Below are 14,935 nucleotides of genomic sequence, written 5' to 3'. Positions count from 1 at the left end.
GCCTAAATTGTATTAATTAACAAACTTTTAAACCCTTATGGAACAATAATTGCAAATTATACAAATAGAAAACCTTACTTTTGTGAGTTATAAAAAAGAATTAAAATTAAAAAATGGATTTATTTATCAAGCTTTCTCAATTTTTATTGAGCTTATCATTACTTATTATACTGCATGAATTAGGGCATTTTATTCCTGCTAAGTTATTCAAAACCAGAGTAGAAAAATTCTATCTATTTTTTGACGTTAAATACTCTCTTCTAAAAAAGAAAATTGGCGAAACCGAGTACGGAATTGGCTGGTTACCACTTGGAGGCTATGTAAAAATTTCGGGAATGATAGACGAGAGCATGGATAAGGAGCAAATGGCATTGCCGCCACAACCTTGGGAATTTCGTTCCAAACCCGCTTACCAACGGTTGATTATTATGCTTGGTGGTGTTACCGTAAACTTTATCTTGGCATTTATTATCTATATCGGAATGGCCTTTACCTACGGCGATACCTATGTAGCCAATGCCGATTTTAAAGACGGAATGCTAATTGATAATCCAGTAATGCTAAAGGCAGGATTTAAAACTGGAGACAAAATACTGGCTGCTGATGGCGTATTTATAGAAAAGTTTGACAACGACATCAATTTAAAGCTGATAATGGCCAAAAGCATCTTAATAGAACGAGATGGAAAAGAGCAAGAAATCCAAATACCAATTGACCTTGTGGATCAATTGTCCAAATACGAAAAAGGATCCCTAATTTCCATACGCATGCCTTTTGCCATTGGTGCCATAGCGGATGGCTCTGCCAATACCAATTTAGAACCAAAGGATTTGATTGTTTCTCTAAATGGGCAAGAAACCAAATACTTTGATCAAGCCAAATCCATTTTGCAAAGCAATAAAGGAAAAACCATTGCGGCAACCATCCTGCGCAATCAAAAAACGCAAAATATCACATTACAGGTTTCTAAACAAGGAACCATAGGCGTGCAAGTAGGCGGACTGAGCATGGACTCTTTAGAAAAATTGGGATACTATAAAGTTAGCAAAAAAGAATACCCCTTTTTGGAAGCCATTCCGGTTGGAATCACCAAAGGAAAAGACCAACTAGTAGGTTACGGAAAACAATTAAAGATGATTTTTAACCCAGAGACCAAAGCCTACAAACAAGTGGGTGGATTTAAGGCCATATTTGATATTTTTCCGGATACTTGGAGCTGGGAAACCTTTTGGAGAATCACGGCATTGTTGTCCATCATGCTTGGAGTAATGAACTTATTGCCTATTCCAGCACTAGATGGTGGCCACGTAATGTTTTTATTATACGAAATGATTTCGGGCAAAAAACCATCCGACAAATTTTTAGAAAACGCGCAAATGGTTGGTTTTGTTTTACTTATAACCCTGCTTTTATTTGCCAACGGAAACGACATTTATAAGGCAGTTGTAGGCAGGTAAAAAAAAATTAAAAAAAATTAAATTTATGCTTGCAGATGTCAAAATTAGGCGTATCTTTGCACCGCTGAAACACTGAAACACATATCAGAATAAAGCAACAAAAAAAGAGTAAAAAGTTCTTAGATATAAAAACATACAGTTTCCTTCTTAGCTCAGTTGGTTAGAGCATCTGACTGTTAATCAGAGGGTCCTTGGTTCGAGCCCAAGAGAGGGAGCTTTTTAAAAGCCTGACAGCAATGTCAGGCTTTTTTTTTGCACTAAACCCAACCCAATTATTGCCAAGCTGGCGTTCTAAAACCCAAAACAGCCGCTACCCAAGCAACACAAGGCACCATCCCCGTCCCAAAAGCGTTGCTGTTACCTTGCCAATAGCTGCACCCGAAAACAATAAAAACCAACTCCCTTGGATGGAGCACAGCCCGAATAACCATCCTAAAAATAAACAGCCAAAGAAAAAGCTACTTCAAATAAAGATTCGTATTTTTAACACTCCAAAAAAAGTCTTTTCATACCATGGCGTTATATCAAAAATCGGTTCTTAATAAACATCTCAAACAACTAGACTCCTCCAAAGTAACCAAGGCATACCAAAAATACACTCGGTATTTTTTGAACCCTACCATACAGGATAACATTCGGAATTCTAAAGAAGAAGAATACCAAGGTATTTTTTTGACCGAATTATTTGTAAACATACTAGAATACACCCTAAAGCCCAATATTGCTTTTAATCTAGTTGCCGAATACAAAAACCAAACCAACTCCCGTAAGGCAGATGGCGCCATACTAAACAACACGGTAGCCATTGGAGTAATTGAGTTAAAGGGCACCAAAACCAAAGATCTTGAAAGCATCCGCCAACAAGCATTTGATTATAAAGCCAATCAAAAAGACTGCGTGTATGTAATTACTTCCAATTACGAAAAGTTGCGTTTTTATATTAATGATGCTACAGAGTTTGAAGAATTTAATTTATTTGAATTAACTCCCGAACGTTTTGAACTATTGTATTTGTGTTTACAAAAAGACAACATTTTAAACAATATACCATTACAGATAAAAGAAGCCTCTATTGTTGTAGAGGAGCAAATAACCAAGCAATTCTACAAAGACTATTCTGTATTTAAAAGAGAATTATTTAGAGATTTAGTAAAACGCAATGCCAAAAGGTTAAAAAGTAGCGTTGATAGCATTGATCCTGATTTGGATGAAGAAGCCAAGGCAGAGCAATTGCAGTTAGATAAAAACTTTAAACTCACTTTATTCAAAAAATCCCAAAAATTAATAGACCGCTTTTTGTTTGTTTTCTTTGCCGAAGACAGAGGATTACTGCCGCCCAATAGCACCATCCAAATACTAAACAAATGGAAAGCAGATGTGGATTTTGGAGACGAAAGACCACTTTATGACCTCTTTAAGCAATATTTTAGGTTTTTGGACACTGGAAGACAAGGAACAACAAATCGAGCCGAAATTTACGCCTACAATGGTGGCTTGTTTAAAGAAGACAGCCTTTTAGATAAGCTAGAGATAGACAATGATTTATTATACAAACATACCCAAACACTAGCTTCGTATGATTTTGAAAGTCAAGTAGACGTTAACATTTTGGGGCATATTTTTGAAAACTCCCTTAACGAAATTGAAAGCGTAAATGCCGAAATTGAGGGCGGTGATTTTGATAAACAAAAAAGCAAACGCAAGAAAGACGGTGTTTTTTATACCCCAAAATACATCACCAAATATATTGTAGAAAACACCATTGGTAAACTGTGTGAGGAAAAGAAAAACGAATTAGGATTTAAAGAAGAGGAGTACTTTAAAGGCCGCAAAAACCGCCAACAAGCCACTATAATAAAATTAGTAGAGATACTCGATACCTATAGAGATTGGCTGCTGCAACTCACCATTTGCGACCCCGCTTGTGGTAGTGGTGCTTTCCTGAACCAAGCTCTTGACTTTCTAATAAAAGAACACAATTATATAGACGAACTTAAAGCCAAAATTTTAGGTGGAGGTTTAGTCTTTAGCGATATTGAGAACACCATTTTAGAAAACAACATTTACGGTGTCGATCTAAATGAGGAAAGTGTCGAAATTGCCAAACTATCCTTATGGCTGCGCACCGCACAACCCCGCCGCAAACTAAACTCCCTCAATAATAACATTAAATGCGGGAACAGCTTGATAGACAGTAAAGCCGTTGCAGGAGATAAAGCCTTTAACTGGCAAGAACAATTCCCGAGCGTATTTGCAAAAGGAGGATTTGACGTGATTATTGGGAATCCGCCTTATGTTAGAGTTCAAAGTTTAAAAGAATTTTATTTTGAACAAACTTTATACCTAGAAAAAAAATATGTTTCTGCAACTGGCAAATATGACCTTTATGCTTTATTCATGGAAAAATCATATTATTTAATAAATGAAAAAGGAATAGTTTCATATATACTACCTCACAAATTTTTAGTAGCTGATTTTGGTGTAGGGATAAGAAAATTTTTCATTGATACCAAATCTGTGGATTCAATTGTTCATTTCGGTTCTAAGATTGTATTTAATGATGCAGCAACTTATACTTGTATAATTAATTTGAAGAAGAATAATAATATTATGAACTTTATTAATATTGATCCTTCTGAAATACTAGAATCATTTAATTTTGAGGAAATTAAATACAAGAATCTTTCTGAAAAACCTTGGATATTAAAAAATAATCTTGGTATATCTATTATGGATAAAATAAATGCAGGTGCTAAACTAAAAGAAATTTGCGAGGGGATTTATCAAGGTCTAATAACTACCGGAGATGATATATTTATGCTTGAAGGCGTAGTTAAAAATGATTTATTTTATGGATATTCCAAAGAGTTAGGTCAAGATGTAGTCCTTGAATCAACAATACTTAAAGAAGTATTAAAAGGTCAAGACATAAAAAGATACCTACCTTTAAATTCTTCAAAATACGTAATTTACCCCCATAAATTAAACTCAAAAAATAAAACAGTTCCTTTTGAGCCTGAAGAATTTACAAATCAATTTCCGCTAACAGAAAAATATTTAAGTAATTTTAAGCAAAATCTAATCGATAAGAAGACTAGGTATAAAACAAATCCAAAATATTGGTATTCTCTTCATAGATCAAGAGAAATAGAATTGTTTGAGAAAGACTATATTATTACTCCTCAACTACAAAATATTCCAAGTTTTACAAATAAAGAAACAGATGTTTATGCAGATGCTGGAGGATATTTAGTACTACTTAAACCTGAATATAAAGCTGCAGATTATCTACCAATATTAAATAGTAAGATACTATGGTATTTCATTAAAAATACTAGTTCTGAATATGGTGGGGGTTACTTCTATTTTAAAACAAAATACTTGGAACCATTCGGTATACCATTGGAGAATGTGGATAAATATAATTTCTCAGATATAGCTAAAAAACAATTAAGTTCAACAAAATGCTTTTTTCAAGTAATCGGTAAATTCACAAAATACCTACAATCCCAATTTGCAATACAAAAACTAACTAAAAAGCTAGAAAACTGGTACGAGCTGGATTTTGGCGATTTTATCAAAGAAATCAATAAAGCTATTAAAGTAACTAATAAAGAACGCGTTAAAAACGAACTACAACCCATTAAAGAACTAACCAAACTAGACGAAATGGACTGGATGGATGTTTTTGAAACCAAAAAAGCTGAAGCCCAAGCCTTAAAACAACAAATCAACTCCACAGATCGAGAAATTGATGCAATGGTTTATGAGTTGTATGGATTGAGTGAAGAGGAAATAGCAATTGTTGAAAATAGTTAAATACCCGTAACGCAAAACAAATAGCATGGAGCAAAACGAGCAAAACATCATTATTTACAACACACCAGATGGTAAAACAGCTGTACGTTTATATCCCAAAGAGGGTACTATTTGAATGAACCAAAACCAATTAGCAGAACTTTTTGACACCTCTAAACAAAACATAGGGCAACACATCGCTAACATACTAGAATAAAAAGAGTTACACGAAATTTTAGTTGTAAAGAATTACTTTACAACTGCTGCAGATGGTAAAAATTACGAAGTTACTTTTTATGCCCTAGACATGATCTTAGCAATTGGGTTTAGAGTACGGAGTAAAAGAGGAACGCAATTTAGAATTCGACCAAAACAGAAAAGCACAAGAAGCCAAAGAAGCAGATAGTGTAGATTTAGAAACGCTTGAAAATATAATAAAAAAACAAAAAAAATGATTCTCTACAATAACACTTCCGGTCAATTAAACCAAGTAAAAGAAAAACCATTTAAGTTAGAGAAAGAAATGCAATCTATTTTTGAAAATAATCTTCAAGAAGTGATGCGCTTGGAATTAGTAAAATCAGAATTTGCCATAAAAAACAAACGTATAGATTCTCTAGCTTACGATAAGCAAACCAACGCATTTATCATTATTGAGTACAAAAGAGACAAGAACTACAGCGTAGTAGACCAAGGCCTCACCTACCTGAATTTAATGCTGCAAAACAAGGCAGAATTTATACTAACTTACAACGAAACACTACAAGATACTTTGCACAGTAAAGATGTGGATTGGTCCCAATCAAGAGTGGCTTTTGTTTCTCCAAGTTTTACAGAAAATCAAATATCTGCAAGTGATTTTAAAGATTTTGGTATCGAATTGTGGGAAGTAAAACAATTTGAGAATAACACCATAAGCATCAACAGTATTAAAAAAAGTAGTGGCGCACCAAGTATAAAACCACTTTTAGAAAACAGTGAAAAACTAAAAGAAGTCAAAGAAAACATAAAAGTATATACCGAAGAAGACCATTATAACAACGGCTCGGATGCTTCTGTAGAATTATACGAAAAGTTTAAAGCCGCAATAACAAATCTTGCCGATGGGATAGAAATTATTCCTCAAAAATTTTACATCGCTTTCAAAAAAGGCAGTAACATTTCGGATATTGAGATGCAAAAAAAAGGATTAAAGATATTTGTTAATACCAAAACAGGAACATTAGACGACCCAAAAGGATTAGCTAAAGATGTTGCAAACATTGGTCATAGAGGTAATGGAGATTATCAAATTCAAATAGAAAATGATACGGATCTAGAATATATTATGAGCCTAATAAAGCAGGTGATTAAATAGAATTCGAGTACAGCAAGCTCAATGGGTTGATGGGATACTAGAGTATAGAATACTCAAAAATAAAGTTGCCGATTGGTTGCAAATTCCGATAGCAAATTGCATGCACGAATCAATGCACACCGATTTATTGAAAAGTTGCATTTCTAAGTTGAATCCAGCTACTAAAAAGGCCCCTATCCCAAAAACAATACAACTAGTACGTTTCTTTATTTAAAGACACGCACAAAAAACCCTTGTTTAAAAAAACTTTGGGGCCAAATCCAGAGCGCATAATGGTATAACAATACCACATCAGGACGTAACTAAACCAGCAAGAATCCACTTACCTTTGTAAGAAATTTAACTGCTTGTGTTATGAAAAAGACCCCATTTATCCTTTTGTTTTTTGTGCCATTGCTTTGCCTATTTATGGCTGCTTGCCAGCAAAAAAAAGGCTCTCCTGCAAGCCCAAAACAACCTCCTGCAACGCTACAACAGCCCACTGAGAAGGTTGCAGATACGGTAGCCAAAATAGTAGATACGGTAGCTTATAACCAAAAAATGCTTGCCTTGAGTAACGCAGACACCACCGGAAGATGGCCTGTCAAAACGCCCTATCCGTTGGCTGGTGCGTGGCTGCCAAACCACCGAATTATTGCTTTTTATGGAAATTTGTATTCTACCAAAATGGGCATTCTGGGCGCAATCCCCAAGGAGCAAATGCTGTCTCAACTGCAACAAGAAGTAGCCAAATGGGCCGCAGCAGATACTACGGTTAGCACGCTTCCGGCCTTGCATTATATTGCCGTAACTGCTCAAGCAAACCCTGGCAAATCCAACCTATACCGCATGCGGATGCCCAACAGCCAAATAGATACCGTACTGAGCTGGGCCAAACCTATAGGTGCTTTGGTTTTTTTGGATATTCAGGTAGGCCACAGCAACCTAAAAGACGAAGTTAATGCTCTCAAAGAGTATTTAAAACTCCCGGAGGTACACTTGGGTATTGATCCAGAATTTTCTTTGCAACCTGGTGCAGTTCCGGGCACTAAAATTGGAACTTTGGATGCAAAAGACATCAATGATGCCATAGGTATTCTGGCAGAGGTGGTTTCAGAAAACAATTTGCCCCCAAAGATGTTGGTGGTACATCGTTTTACCCAAGGTATGGTTACAAATTACCAAAACATAAAAACCGTTCCGGAGGTGCAAATAATTATGGATATGGATGGTTTTGGCAGTAAAGTATTAAAAAAAGCAACTTATATGCGGTATTTGTTTAAAGAACCTGTTCAGTTTACGGGTTTTAAATTATTTTATAAAAATGACAACTGGAACAACTGGACCATGTACACGCCACAGGAGGTATTACAGCTTACTCCAAAACCCATTTATATACAATACCAATAAGGATTTTGCTGCTGGTATTTGCAGCTTGGTCCAACGAGCAAAGGGCTTTATTTTTTTTATATAAAAAAATAAAGCCCTTTGTTGGGTATGGTATCGATCCAATACCTTATTTATTGGACAACCATCCCTTAGGATCTGTGTAGGTGGTATTTTGTAATAACAAAAATTTGATTACTGTTTTGCCGGTATCCCCATTGGTTCTGACACGTCCTATGGTTTGTTTGATGCTTATTTTATCGCCTTTGTTTACCGATACAGAACTTAAGTTTTGGTAAATCGTAAAATAATCCCCGTGCTGGATCATTACGGCTTTGTTAACTGGTGATAATACCATCACACTTGCTACTTCTCCTCCAAATACGGCTCTAGCATTGGCACCTTCGTTGGTGGTGATTTCGACACCACTGTTGTGTATAACCAGAGTATTGTAAATGGGGTGTGCTTGGTTACCGTAGCCTAAGGATATAAATCCTTTTTCTACAGGCCATGGCAAACTGCCTCGGTTGGCTCTAAAGTTATCTGCTATTAATTTGGATTCTGGGGTCAATTCAATCCTTGAAGAAGAGACAGGTTCTTTGGCGGCCGTGGCGGCTACTTCTTTGGGTGTTGCATTGGATTTTTCGGCGAGTGCTTTGGCTTTGGCTTTTTCGAGTGCTGCTTTTCTATTGGCTTCGGCAATGGCAGCTCTAATCAAACGGTCAATTTGCTTGTCTATGGTTTTGGATTCTCTTTGTTTCTTGCGGATATCCGAAACAATTCTGTTTTTGTCTTTCTTGATTTCGTTAACCAACTTTTCTTGTACTATTTTTTCTTTTTCTAGCACCGTACGCTCCTTTACGTTCTCGGCAAGTAATTTTTGTTTGACTACTTTTTGTCCGCTCAGCTTTTTGTTAACCTGTATTAAATCGGTAGATTTAGATTTAATTTCTTCTCCTTGGGATTTTCTAAAATTGGTGTATTGTTTTAAATATTGAGCTCTTTTGTATGCCTGCAAAAAAGTTTCGGAAGAAAGTATAAACATGGCTCTACTTTGCTCGGATCTGCTTTTGTATGATTTTACAATCATTTTGGCATAATCTTCTTTGAGAATGGCCAATTCTTTGTTTAATTTATTAATCTTTATCTGGTTGATATACATGTCATTTGCCAAAAGCTTGGTTTGCTTTTCGGTGGTATGTATTAGGTTTTCTTTGAGTCTGATTTTATTTTTTTGAATCATATACACGTTCATAGCCGATTTTTCTTTCGACTTTACGGATTGCAATAACTTTTCGTTATCTTTTATTTCTTTCTGAATCTGTGCCTTTCTTTGCTCTAACTTTTCTTGTTGAGTAGATTGACTCCACAACACTGTAGTCAGGCAAATACAAATTAGGCTAAGGAAAAATTTTGGCATCTTGAAAATTTATTTTGGCAAATTTACTTAATTATAATTCTATTATAACCATTTGGAACACTATATGGAAAAGAAAGTTCTTCATTATACGAAACCGTATTGTAATTCAAATTAATTTCGGCCTTATCTGCATTCTGATAGCTGGTAATAACTACGTTGGTTGGCAAGGTATAGGGCGCAAATTGCTGGGTGTCGGCATATAGAATTTGCATCATTCTTCCTTCTTTGGCTTGGATGAGTTCTTGTTTTTTTACTTTAAAATCTGTGGCATCTATATAAAAGGTTTTTTGGGTGTTGGTTTTGGCTACAGCTTCTAATCGATACAATTGGTCTGTTAGAGACTCTAGGTATTTGCCTTTGGTTAAATCATCCAAGGCTTCTCCTGTTAGCATATTTTGGATCTTGTTGTAGTCTAAATCCGTGCCCAACCAAGCGCTCAAAGAGCTAAAGTCTCCTTCAAAATACGTGCCTTTAATTTTTTCATAATACTGCACGGAGCTTGGAGTAATGGAGGCTTTGGCCATGGTTATACCCAAAAAACGAATGCTTACTAAAATTTGTTCGTCTTTTTTGATGCGTATCTCTGCCGTTACGTTTTGCGTTTGTTTGCTGTCTGCAAAGCGAGCGTTGGCTTTTAGGTACAAAGTGGTATAGTCTATCTGGTTTTTGTAATGCGTGTCTATTATGGTTTTGGCCTTAAGGTAGCTTGCAGGTGTAGTTGCTGCGGTGCTGACTGCTTTGATTTTGCACGAAATCACCATAATGAGAAGCAAAAAGGCGGCAATTTTTTTCATAAATAATTATTGTTTCTTAGATTCCGTTACTAATTTATTGGCTTTAGAGAAATAAAATTCTTTTTTCTTGGTGTCTCCTAAACCGCTATAGGCTTGGCCTAACTGTATATTAAAATTTATCTCTAGAGGCAAGTCTTCTATCAGATAATCTTGGCCAGACTCTAGCGCATCTTTGGCTTTCTGGAATTGTTGTAGTTGGTTGTAGGCAAGACCCGAATAATAATACAATTGGGGTTGTGCCGGAAATAGGCCAAGTAATGCTTCGGTTTGGCGGGCTACTTCTTCGAATTTTTGGACGGCAACATAGGCTTCTAACAATAATAAATTGGTTTCTAAATCTGTGGTGTTGCTGTTTTTAATGGCTTTTTGGTAGAGCGTTATGGCTTTGTCAAATTGTTTTTTGCTGTGGTAAAATTTGCCTATCTCTAAGGCTACGTTTATTTCGGGATCGTGATCAAAATAACTTATGGCAGTGTCTAAATCGGGGCTATATTGTGGGTTTTTTGTAACAAATAACAAAAACTCGTTTAGAACTCGGTGTTTAATTTTGGAGTCTATTTGGGTGCTTTTTAGAACAATTGTCATGGCTTGTACTGCTTTTGGGCCCTGATTGTTTTCTAGATAATTTTTAAATAAACTTACTTGTGCCCATTCTGAAGTTGGGATGTGCTGCTCTAGTTTTTTTACGGTGAGCGCTACTTTGCCTAGGCTATTGTTTTTGGAATACAAATAAATTAGGGCAATATAATTGGACTCTACCTTGGGGTATTTTTGTATTTGGGTTTCTAGGTTGGCAATTTCGGCAGTTTGGTATTTGGGTTCGGATAAAATTTGAAGTTTGTAGGCCTCTCTTCGGTCTGTAGAACCAACGTGCTCATTGAGTGCGTTGATTAAGTCTAATGCTTTGTCAAACGCTCTAGTATTCATGTAAAGGGATACTAAATCTTCTTTAAATTTTGGGTCTAAAACAATCAGTTTGTCTAGTACCTTTATGCCAGTAGAATAGTCTTTGGTGGCGTAACTTACATCGTACATTCCTACCCAAAACCACTTGTTGCTAGGGTCTATCTGGGTGGCATGCTCAAAGGACGAATAGGCATTTTGGTATTGTTTTAGGGCCAAATAGTTTTTTCCTAACTCAAAATAAATTGTAGCGTTTTGTGGGTCAATGGTTTGGCATTGTTGTAATGCGTTTATGGCTTTGTCATAATTTTCGATAGCTTTTTGTTTTAAAGACTCATAAAAATATTCCTGAAATGTAGCGGTATCTTGCTTGCTAACCTCTGGTTGTGTTTGCGCCAATAGCCTATTGGAATTGCTGAGCAAAACAAAAAACAGCAATAAGAGTGCTTTCTTTTTCATGGGTATATTTATAAAACACCTACTCGTACAGATGCACGTGTAGGTGTGGTCTGCGTGTTTAATGCTATTCTAAAACGGAGTAATCTCCAATGCTGATGCTTGTAAAATCGCCATTAAATTTTACATGGTTGCCTATCATGGCATTGTCTAATTTTGCGTTGGTGAGGTGAGCATGGGTTTGCACCAAGCTGTTTTTTATGGTACTGTTGCTTACGTGGCATCCTTTACCTAAGGAGACATTTGGCCCTACGGTGGCGTTTTTTAAAATTACGTCTTCGCCTATATAACATGGCGGTATGATGGTTGCGTTGTCTAATCGTACGTTGGAGGCTACCATATTTACTTGGTCTTTTTCTAAAAAACCGAGCATTCTGGTGTTGGTCTCTACGGTTACGTTTTTGTTTCCGCAATCCATCCATTGGTCTACACTACCGGTTTTAAAAATGCTGCCTTGTTGCATCATGGCTTTTATGCCGTCGTTGATTTGGTATTCGCCTCCGTTTTGGATGTTGTTGTCCAATACGTTTTGTAGTTCTTTTTTTAAATTGCCTACTTCTTTGAAATAATAGATGCCGATAACGGCAAGGTCACTTACAAATTGGGTTGGTTTTTCGACTAATTCAGTAATTTCGTTATTGGCGTTCATTTTTACTACTCCAAAGGCCTCGGGTTGGTCTACTTGTTTGACCCAAATTACGGCATCTGCTGTGGGATCTAGATCAAAATCTGCTCTAATGAGCGTGTCTGCATAGGCTATTACGGCTGGACCAGATAGGGATTCTTTGGCACACATAATGGCGTGACCGGTACCTAGTGGTTTGTCTTGACGGTAGATGGTGGCTTTGGCTCCTAATCCTTGTGCTAGTTCTTCGAGGCTTTTTACTACTTCTGCTCCAAAAAAGGCTTCGTCTCCTAGTATAAATGCGATTTCTTCAATGGGTTCTTTTAATATTTTGGCGATGTCTTCAACCAGTCGGTGGACTATTGGTTTGCCTGCTACTGGTATTAATGGTTTTGGAACGGTTAGTGAGTGTGGGCGAAGACGAGAACCTCGTCCTGCCATTGGTACGATTATTTTCATATACGTCCCCTAACCCCCATTGGGGAACTACTACTAGGGGTAAGTAGGGTTTTAATTTATTGTTGTTTTAATTTGTTTTATGACTGCCTTGTGGGCTTGGATGCCCTATTTGGATCCAGTGCTACCAAATCCGCCTTCTCCACGAGTGGTTTGGGATAGTTCGGTTACTTCTTGCCATTGGGCGCGTTCGTGCTTGGCTAGAATTAATTGGGCTATGCGTTCTCCATTTTGGACTACAAAGGCTTCATTGGATAAATTTACTAAAATTACTCCAATTTCGCCACGGTAATCTGCATCTATTGTGCCTGGGCTGTTCAATACGGTGATTCCGTGTTTGAAAGCCAAGCCGCTACGGGGCCGTACTTGGGCTTCGTAGCCGGTGGGTAGGGCCATAAATATTCCGGTTTTTATGATGGCTCTTTCTAATGGTTGGAGGGTGATGGGGTCTTTGAGATTGGCTCGTAAATCCATACCGGCGGAGGCTATGGTGGCGTATTCTGGCAAAGGGTGTTCGGATGTATTAATGATTTGTATGTTCATGTTTGTGGGTATTGGTGTTCTGATTTGGTGGTTTTTAGCCCTGATAGTAGCGGCATCCTTTTCTTGCCTTTTTTGGGAGGCAAGAAAAGATATAGCGGATAGCAGGATTGGCTCCTAATGCATTTTTGGTTGCTTTTTTTGGTTTATTATTTTTATTAGAATTGCTTTTTCGTTATGGTATATGTAGTATAGAAACAGTAGTAGGAGGGCTATTCCTATGTAATAATTTTCTCGGAATCCATAAAAGGATACTGCTGAGAAAAGTATGGAAAGCAAGAGATAGCTCCCTATTTTGGGTAAATCGTACGGAATGGGATAGTATTTATTGCCCAGATAATACGAAATCAACATCATGCTGCCATAGGCTGCTAGGGTTGCAATTGCGGATCCATAATAGCTCATGCTTGGGATCAGTAGGTAATTGAGCACTAGGGTGATCGCGGCGCCTGCAATGGAGATATAGGCTCCTATTTGGGTTTTGTCTATCAGTTTGTACCATACCGACAGGTTGGTGTAGATCCCTAAAAAGAAATTGGCTAGGATTATTAGTGGTACTACTTTCATGGCTACCCAATAGGAGGGGTCTTGTATCATTATTTGTTTGAACAGATCTGCAAATACTATTACGGTCAGTAGTATGAAGGATCCAAAGATGACAAAGTATTTGGTTACGGTGGCGTAGGTTTGTGGGGCGTTTTTGTCTGAGGCATGGCTAAAGAAGAAGGGCTCTATCCCTAGGGTGTAGGCGGTTCTGTACAAAACCATAAACAGTCCTAGTTTGTAACAGGCAGAATAGACTCCAACCTCGGAGTCTGCGATGTTGGTGGGTAGGAGTTTGGCTAGTAGTATTTTGTCAAATTGTTCGTTGATGGCAAAGGCTATTCCGGCTACTAAAATTGGCAAGCTGTAGCGCATCATTTTTTTCCAGAGTGCGAAGTCAAATTTCCATTTTAGCAAGAAATAATCTGGCGAAAGTATTACAAAGGTTAAGAAACTGGCTATTATGTTGGCTAGAAAGATATAGCCTATCTGAAAGTTATCTAGGTATATGGAACTCCAAAATCCTTCGGGATGGTGTTGTGCCATTTGTGGTAAATAGACTAAAAAAAAGATGCTTAGAATTAGGTTGGTTATTACGTTTGCTATTTTGATGGTGGCATACGTCATGGATTTTTGGGTGGCTCTTAGTTTTGAAAACGGTAGGATTACTAAAGCATCTAAGGCTAGTATCCAGATGGTGTACCCGATATATTGTACTTCTATGCCGGACCATTCTGCTAGGGTGCTCCGATATAATAGGGCGCAAAACAAAAACATAACGGTGGTCCAAAAAATAGAGACCATGGAGGTTTCTATTACGTTGGTTTTGTTTTTTTCTTTGCTGTAAAATCTAAAAAATGCGGTTTCCATTCCGTAGGCTAGGATTACATTAAAGAATATCATGTAGGCAAATATGATGGATACTTGGCCGTATGCGGCCTTGGGCAATAAATTGGTGTAGAGTGGAACTAGCAAAAAGCTAAACATTCTGGGCAATACGGTTGCCAGGCCATAAATAGCAGTTTGCTTAAAAAGATTTTTATATAATCCCAAAATGGTATGTTTTATTGATTTTTAGTAGAACAAAAATAACTAATTCTTCGGTTTATTCTGTAGTACAATACTAAGGATTGCTTTTATTTTGGTTTGTGGTTCTGATAAAATAGTTATTGGGGTGGTTTGCTACGATTTTTTGCTAGATGTTGGACTCCTTTTGTAGAT

General features: G+C 37.0%; 11 protein-coding genes, 1 tRNA gene and 1 pseudogene. 7 read left to right on the top strand and 6 right to left on the bottom strand.

Annotation, left to right across the window (positions count from 1 at the left end; genetic code table 11):
• The first annotated feature begins 113 nt into the window (after nucleotides 1–113).
• The 7 genes and pseudogenes from rseP (at nucleotide 114) to LB076_RS03600 (ending at nucleotide 8,001) form a co-directional block, all read left to right on the top strand.
• Nucleotides 114–1,457 carry an RIP metalloprotease RseP gene (gene rseP, locus LB076_RS03625; protein WP_066332978.1) on the top strand — a complete coding sequence of 448 codons (1,344 nt, stop codon included), beginning with the start codon at nucleotides 114–116 and terminating at the stop codon, nucleotides 1,455–1,457.
• Between the two features lie 141 nt (nucleotides 1,458–1,598).
• Nucleotides 1,599–1,672: transfer RNA gene (locus tag LB076_RS03620), tRNA-Asn, on the top strand.
• Nucleotides 1,673–1,970: 298 nt separating this feature from the next.
• A complete protein-coding gene (locus LB076_RS03610; RefSeq protein WP_066332973.1) occupies nucleotides 1,971–5,276 on the top strand; it encodes an Eco57I restriction-modification methylase domain-containing protein in 3,306 nt (1,101 codons plus the stop codon).
• Nucleotides 5,277–5,487: 211 nt separating this feature from the next.
• Nucleotides 5,488–5,559: pseudogene (locus tag LB076_RS14030) on the top strand (hypothetical protein); the annotation flags it as partial.
• 16 nt (nucleotides 5,560–5,575) lie between these two features.
• Nucleotides 5,576–5,710 carry a hypothetical protein gene (locus tag LB076_RS14115; protein WP_255308134.1) on the top strand — a complete coding sequence of 45 codons (135 nt, stop codon included), beginning with the start codon at nucleotides 5,576–5,578 and terminating at the stop codon, nucleotides 5,708–5,710.
• Nucleotides 5,707–6,612 carry a DUF5655 domain-containing protein gene (locus LB076_RS03605; RefSeq protein WP_066332966.1) on the top strand — a complete coding sequence of 302 codons (906 nt, stop codon included), beginning with the start codon at nucleotides 5,707–5,709 and terminating at the stop codon, nucleotides 6,610–6,612. The genes LB076_RS14115 and LB076_RS03605 overlap by 4 nt, the downstream gene beginning before the upstream one ends.
• Nucleotides 6,613–6,966: 354 nt before the next feature.
• Nucleotides 6,967–8,001 (top strand): hypothetical protein, encoded by a 1,035-nt coding sequence (locus tag LB076_RS03600; protein ID WP_066332963.1) that lies wholly within the window; start codon nucleotides 6,967–6,969, stop codon nucleotides 7,999–8,001.
• Nucleotides 8,002–8,107: 106 nt separating this feature from the next.
• On the opposite strand, the gene LB076_RS03595 is transcribed toward LB076_RS03600, so the two are convergent.
• The 6 genes from LB076_RS03595 to LB076_RS03570 all read right to left on the bottom strand — a co-directional run bounded on the left by LB076_RS03595 (nucleotide 8,108) and on the right by LB076_RS03570 (nucleotide 14,767).
• Entirely contained in the window at nucleotides 8,108–9,397 is a 1,290-nt protein-coding gene (locus tag LB076_RS03595) for a murein hydrolase activator EnvC family protein (RefSeq protein ID WP_066332961.1), read from the bottom strand.
• Between the two features lie 23 nt (nucleotides 9,398–9,420).
• Complete coding sequence (lolB1, locus tag LB076_RS03590; RefSeq protein WP_066332958.1) at nucleotides 9,421–10,191, bottom strand: lipoprotein insertase outer membrane protein LolB1; 771 nt, start codon at nucleotides 10,189–10,191, stop codon at nucleotides 9,421–9,423.
• Nucleotides 10,192–10,197: 6 nt separating this feature from the next.
• The gene (locus tag LB076_RS03585; RefSeq protein WP_066332956.1) at nucleotides 10,198–11,553 is read right to left on the bottom strand and encodes a tetratricopeptide repeat protein; all 1,356 of its coding nucleotides are present in this window, start codon (nucleotides 11,551–11,553) and stop codon (nucleotides 10,198–10,200) included.
• Nucleotides 11,554–11,617: 64 nt separating this feature from the next.
• Nucleotides 11,618–12,634: a sugar phosphate nucleotidyltransferase gene (locus tag LB076_RS03580; protein ID WP_066332953.1), complete on the bottom strand. Its 1,017-nt coding sequence runs from the start codon at nucleotides 12,632–12,634 to the stop codon at nucleotides 11,618–11,620.
• Between the two features lie 105 nt (nucleotides 12,635–12,739).
• Nucleotides 12,740–13,174 (bottom strand): dUTP diphosphatase, encoded by a 435-nt coding sequence (dut, locus tag LB076_RS03575; RefSeq protein WP_066332944.1) that lies wholly within the window; start codon nucleotides 13,172–13,174, stop codon nucleotides 12,740–12,742.
• Nucleotides 13,175–13,288: 114 nt separating this feature from the next.
• On the bottom strand, nucleotides 13,289–14,767 hold the full coding sequence (locus LB076_RS03570) for a lipopolysaccharide biosynthesis protein (protein WP_066332942.1): 1,479 nt from the start codon (nucleotides 14,765–14,767) through the stop codon (nucleotides 13,289–13,291).
• Between the last annotated feature and the right edge of the window lie 168 nt (nucleotides 14,768–14,935).

The sequence above is a fragment of the Flavobacterium crassostreae genome (genome assembly GCF_001831475.1).
Lineage (GTDB): Bacteria > Bacteroidota > Bacteroidia > Flavobacteriales > Flavobacteriaceae > Flavobacterium > Flavobacterium crassostreae.
This window is presented reverse-complemented; position numbering and strand designations above follow the sequence as displayed.

Excerpts from the sequence above, each read along its gene's own strand:
- LB076_RS03610 (WP_066332973.1), top strand. The coding sequence starts at position 1,971 with ATGGCGTTATATCAAAAATCGGTTCTTAATAAACATCTCAAACAACTA.
- dut (WP_066332944.1), bottom strand. The coding sequence starts at position 13,174 with ATGAACATACAAATCATTAATACATCCGAACACCCTTTGCCAGAATAC.
- rseP (WP_066332978.1), top strand. The coding sequence starts at position 114 with ATGGATTTATTTATCAAGCTTTCTCAATTTTTATTGAGCTTATCATTA.
- LB076_RS03605 (WP_066332966.1), top strand. The coding sequence starts at position 5,707 with ATGATTCTCTACAATAACACTTCCGGTCAATTAAACCAAGTAAAAGAA.
- lolB1 (WP_066332958.1), bottom strand. The coding sequence starts at position 10,191 with ATGAAAAAAATTGCCGCCTTTTTGCTTCTCATTATGGTGATTTCGTGC.
- LB076_RS03580 (WP_066332953.1), bottom strand. The coding sequence starts at position 12,634 with ATGAAAATAATCGTACCAATGGCAGGACGAGGTTCTCGTCTTCGCCCA.
- LB076_RS03585 (WP_066332956.1), bottom strand. The coding sequence starts at position 11,553 with ATGAAAAAGAAAGCACTCTTATTGCTGTTTTTTGTTTTGCTCAGCAAT.
- LB076_RS03600 (WP_066332963.1), top strand. The coding sequence starts at position 6,967 with ATGAAAAAGACCCCATTTATCCTTTTGTTTTTTGTGCCATTGCTTTGC.
- LB076_RS03595 (WP_066332961.1), bottom strand. The coding sequence starts at position 9,397 with ATGCCAAAATTTTTCCTTAGCCTAATTTGTATTTGCCTGACTACAGTG.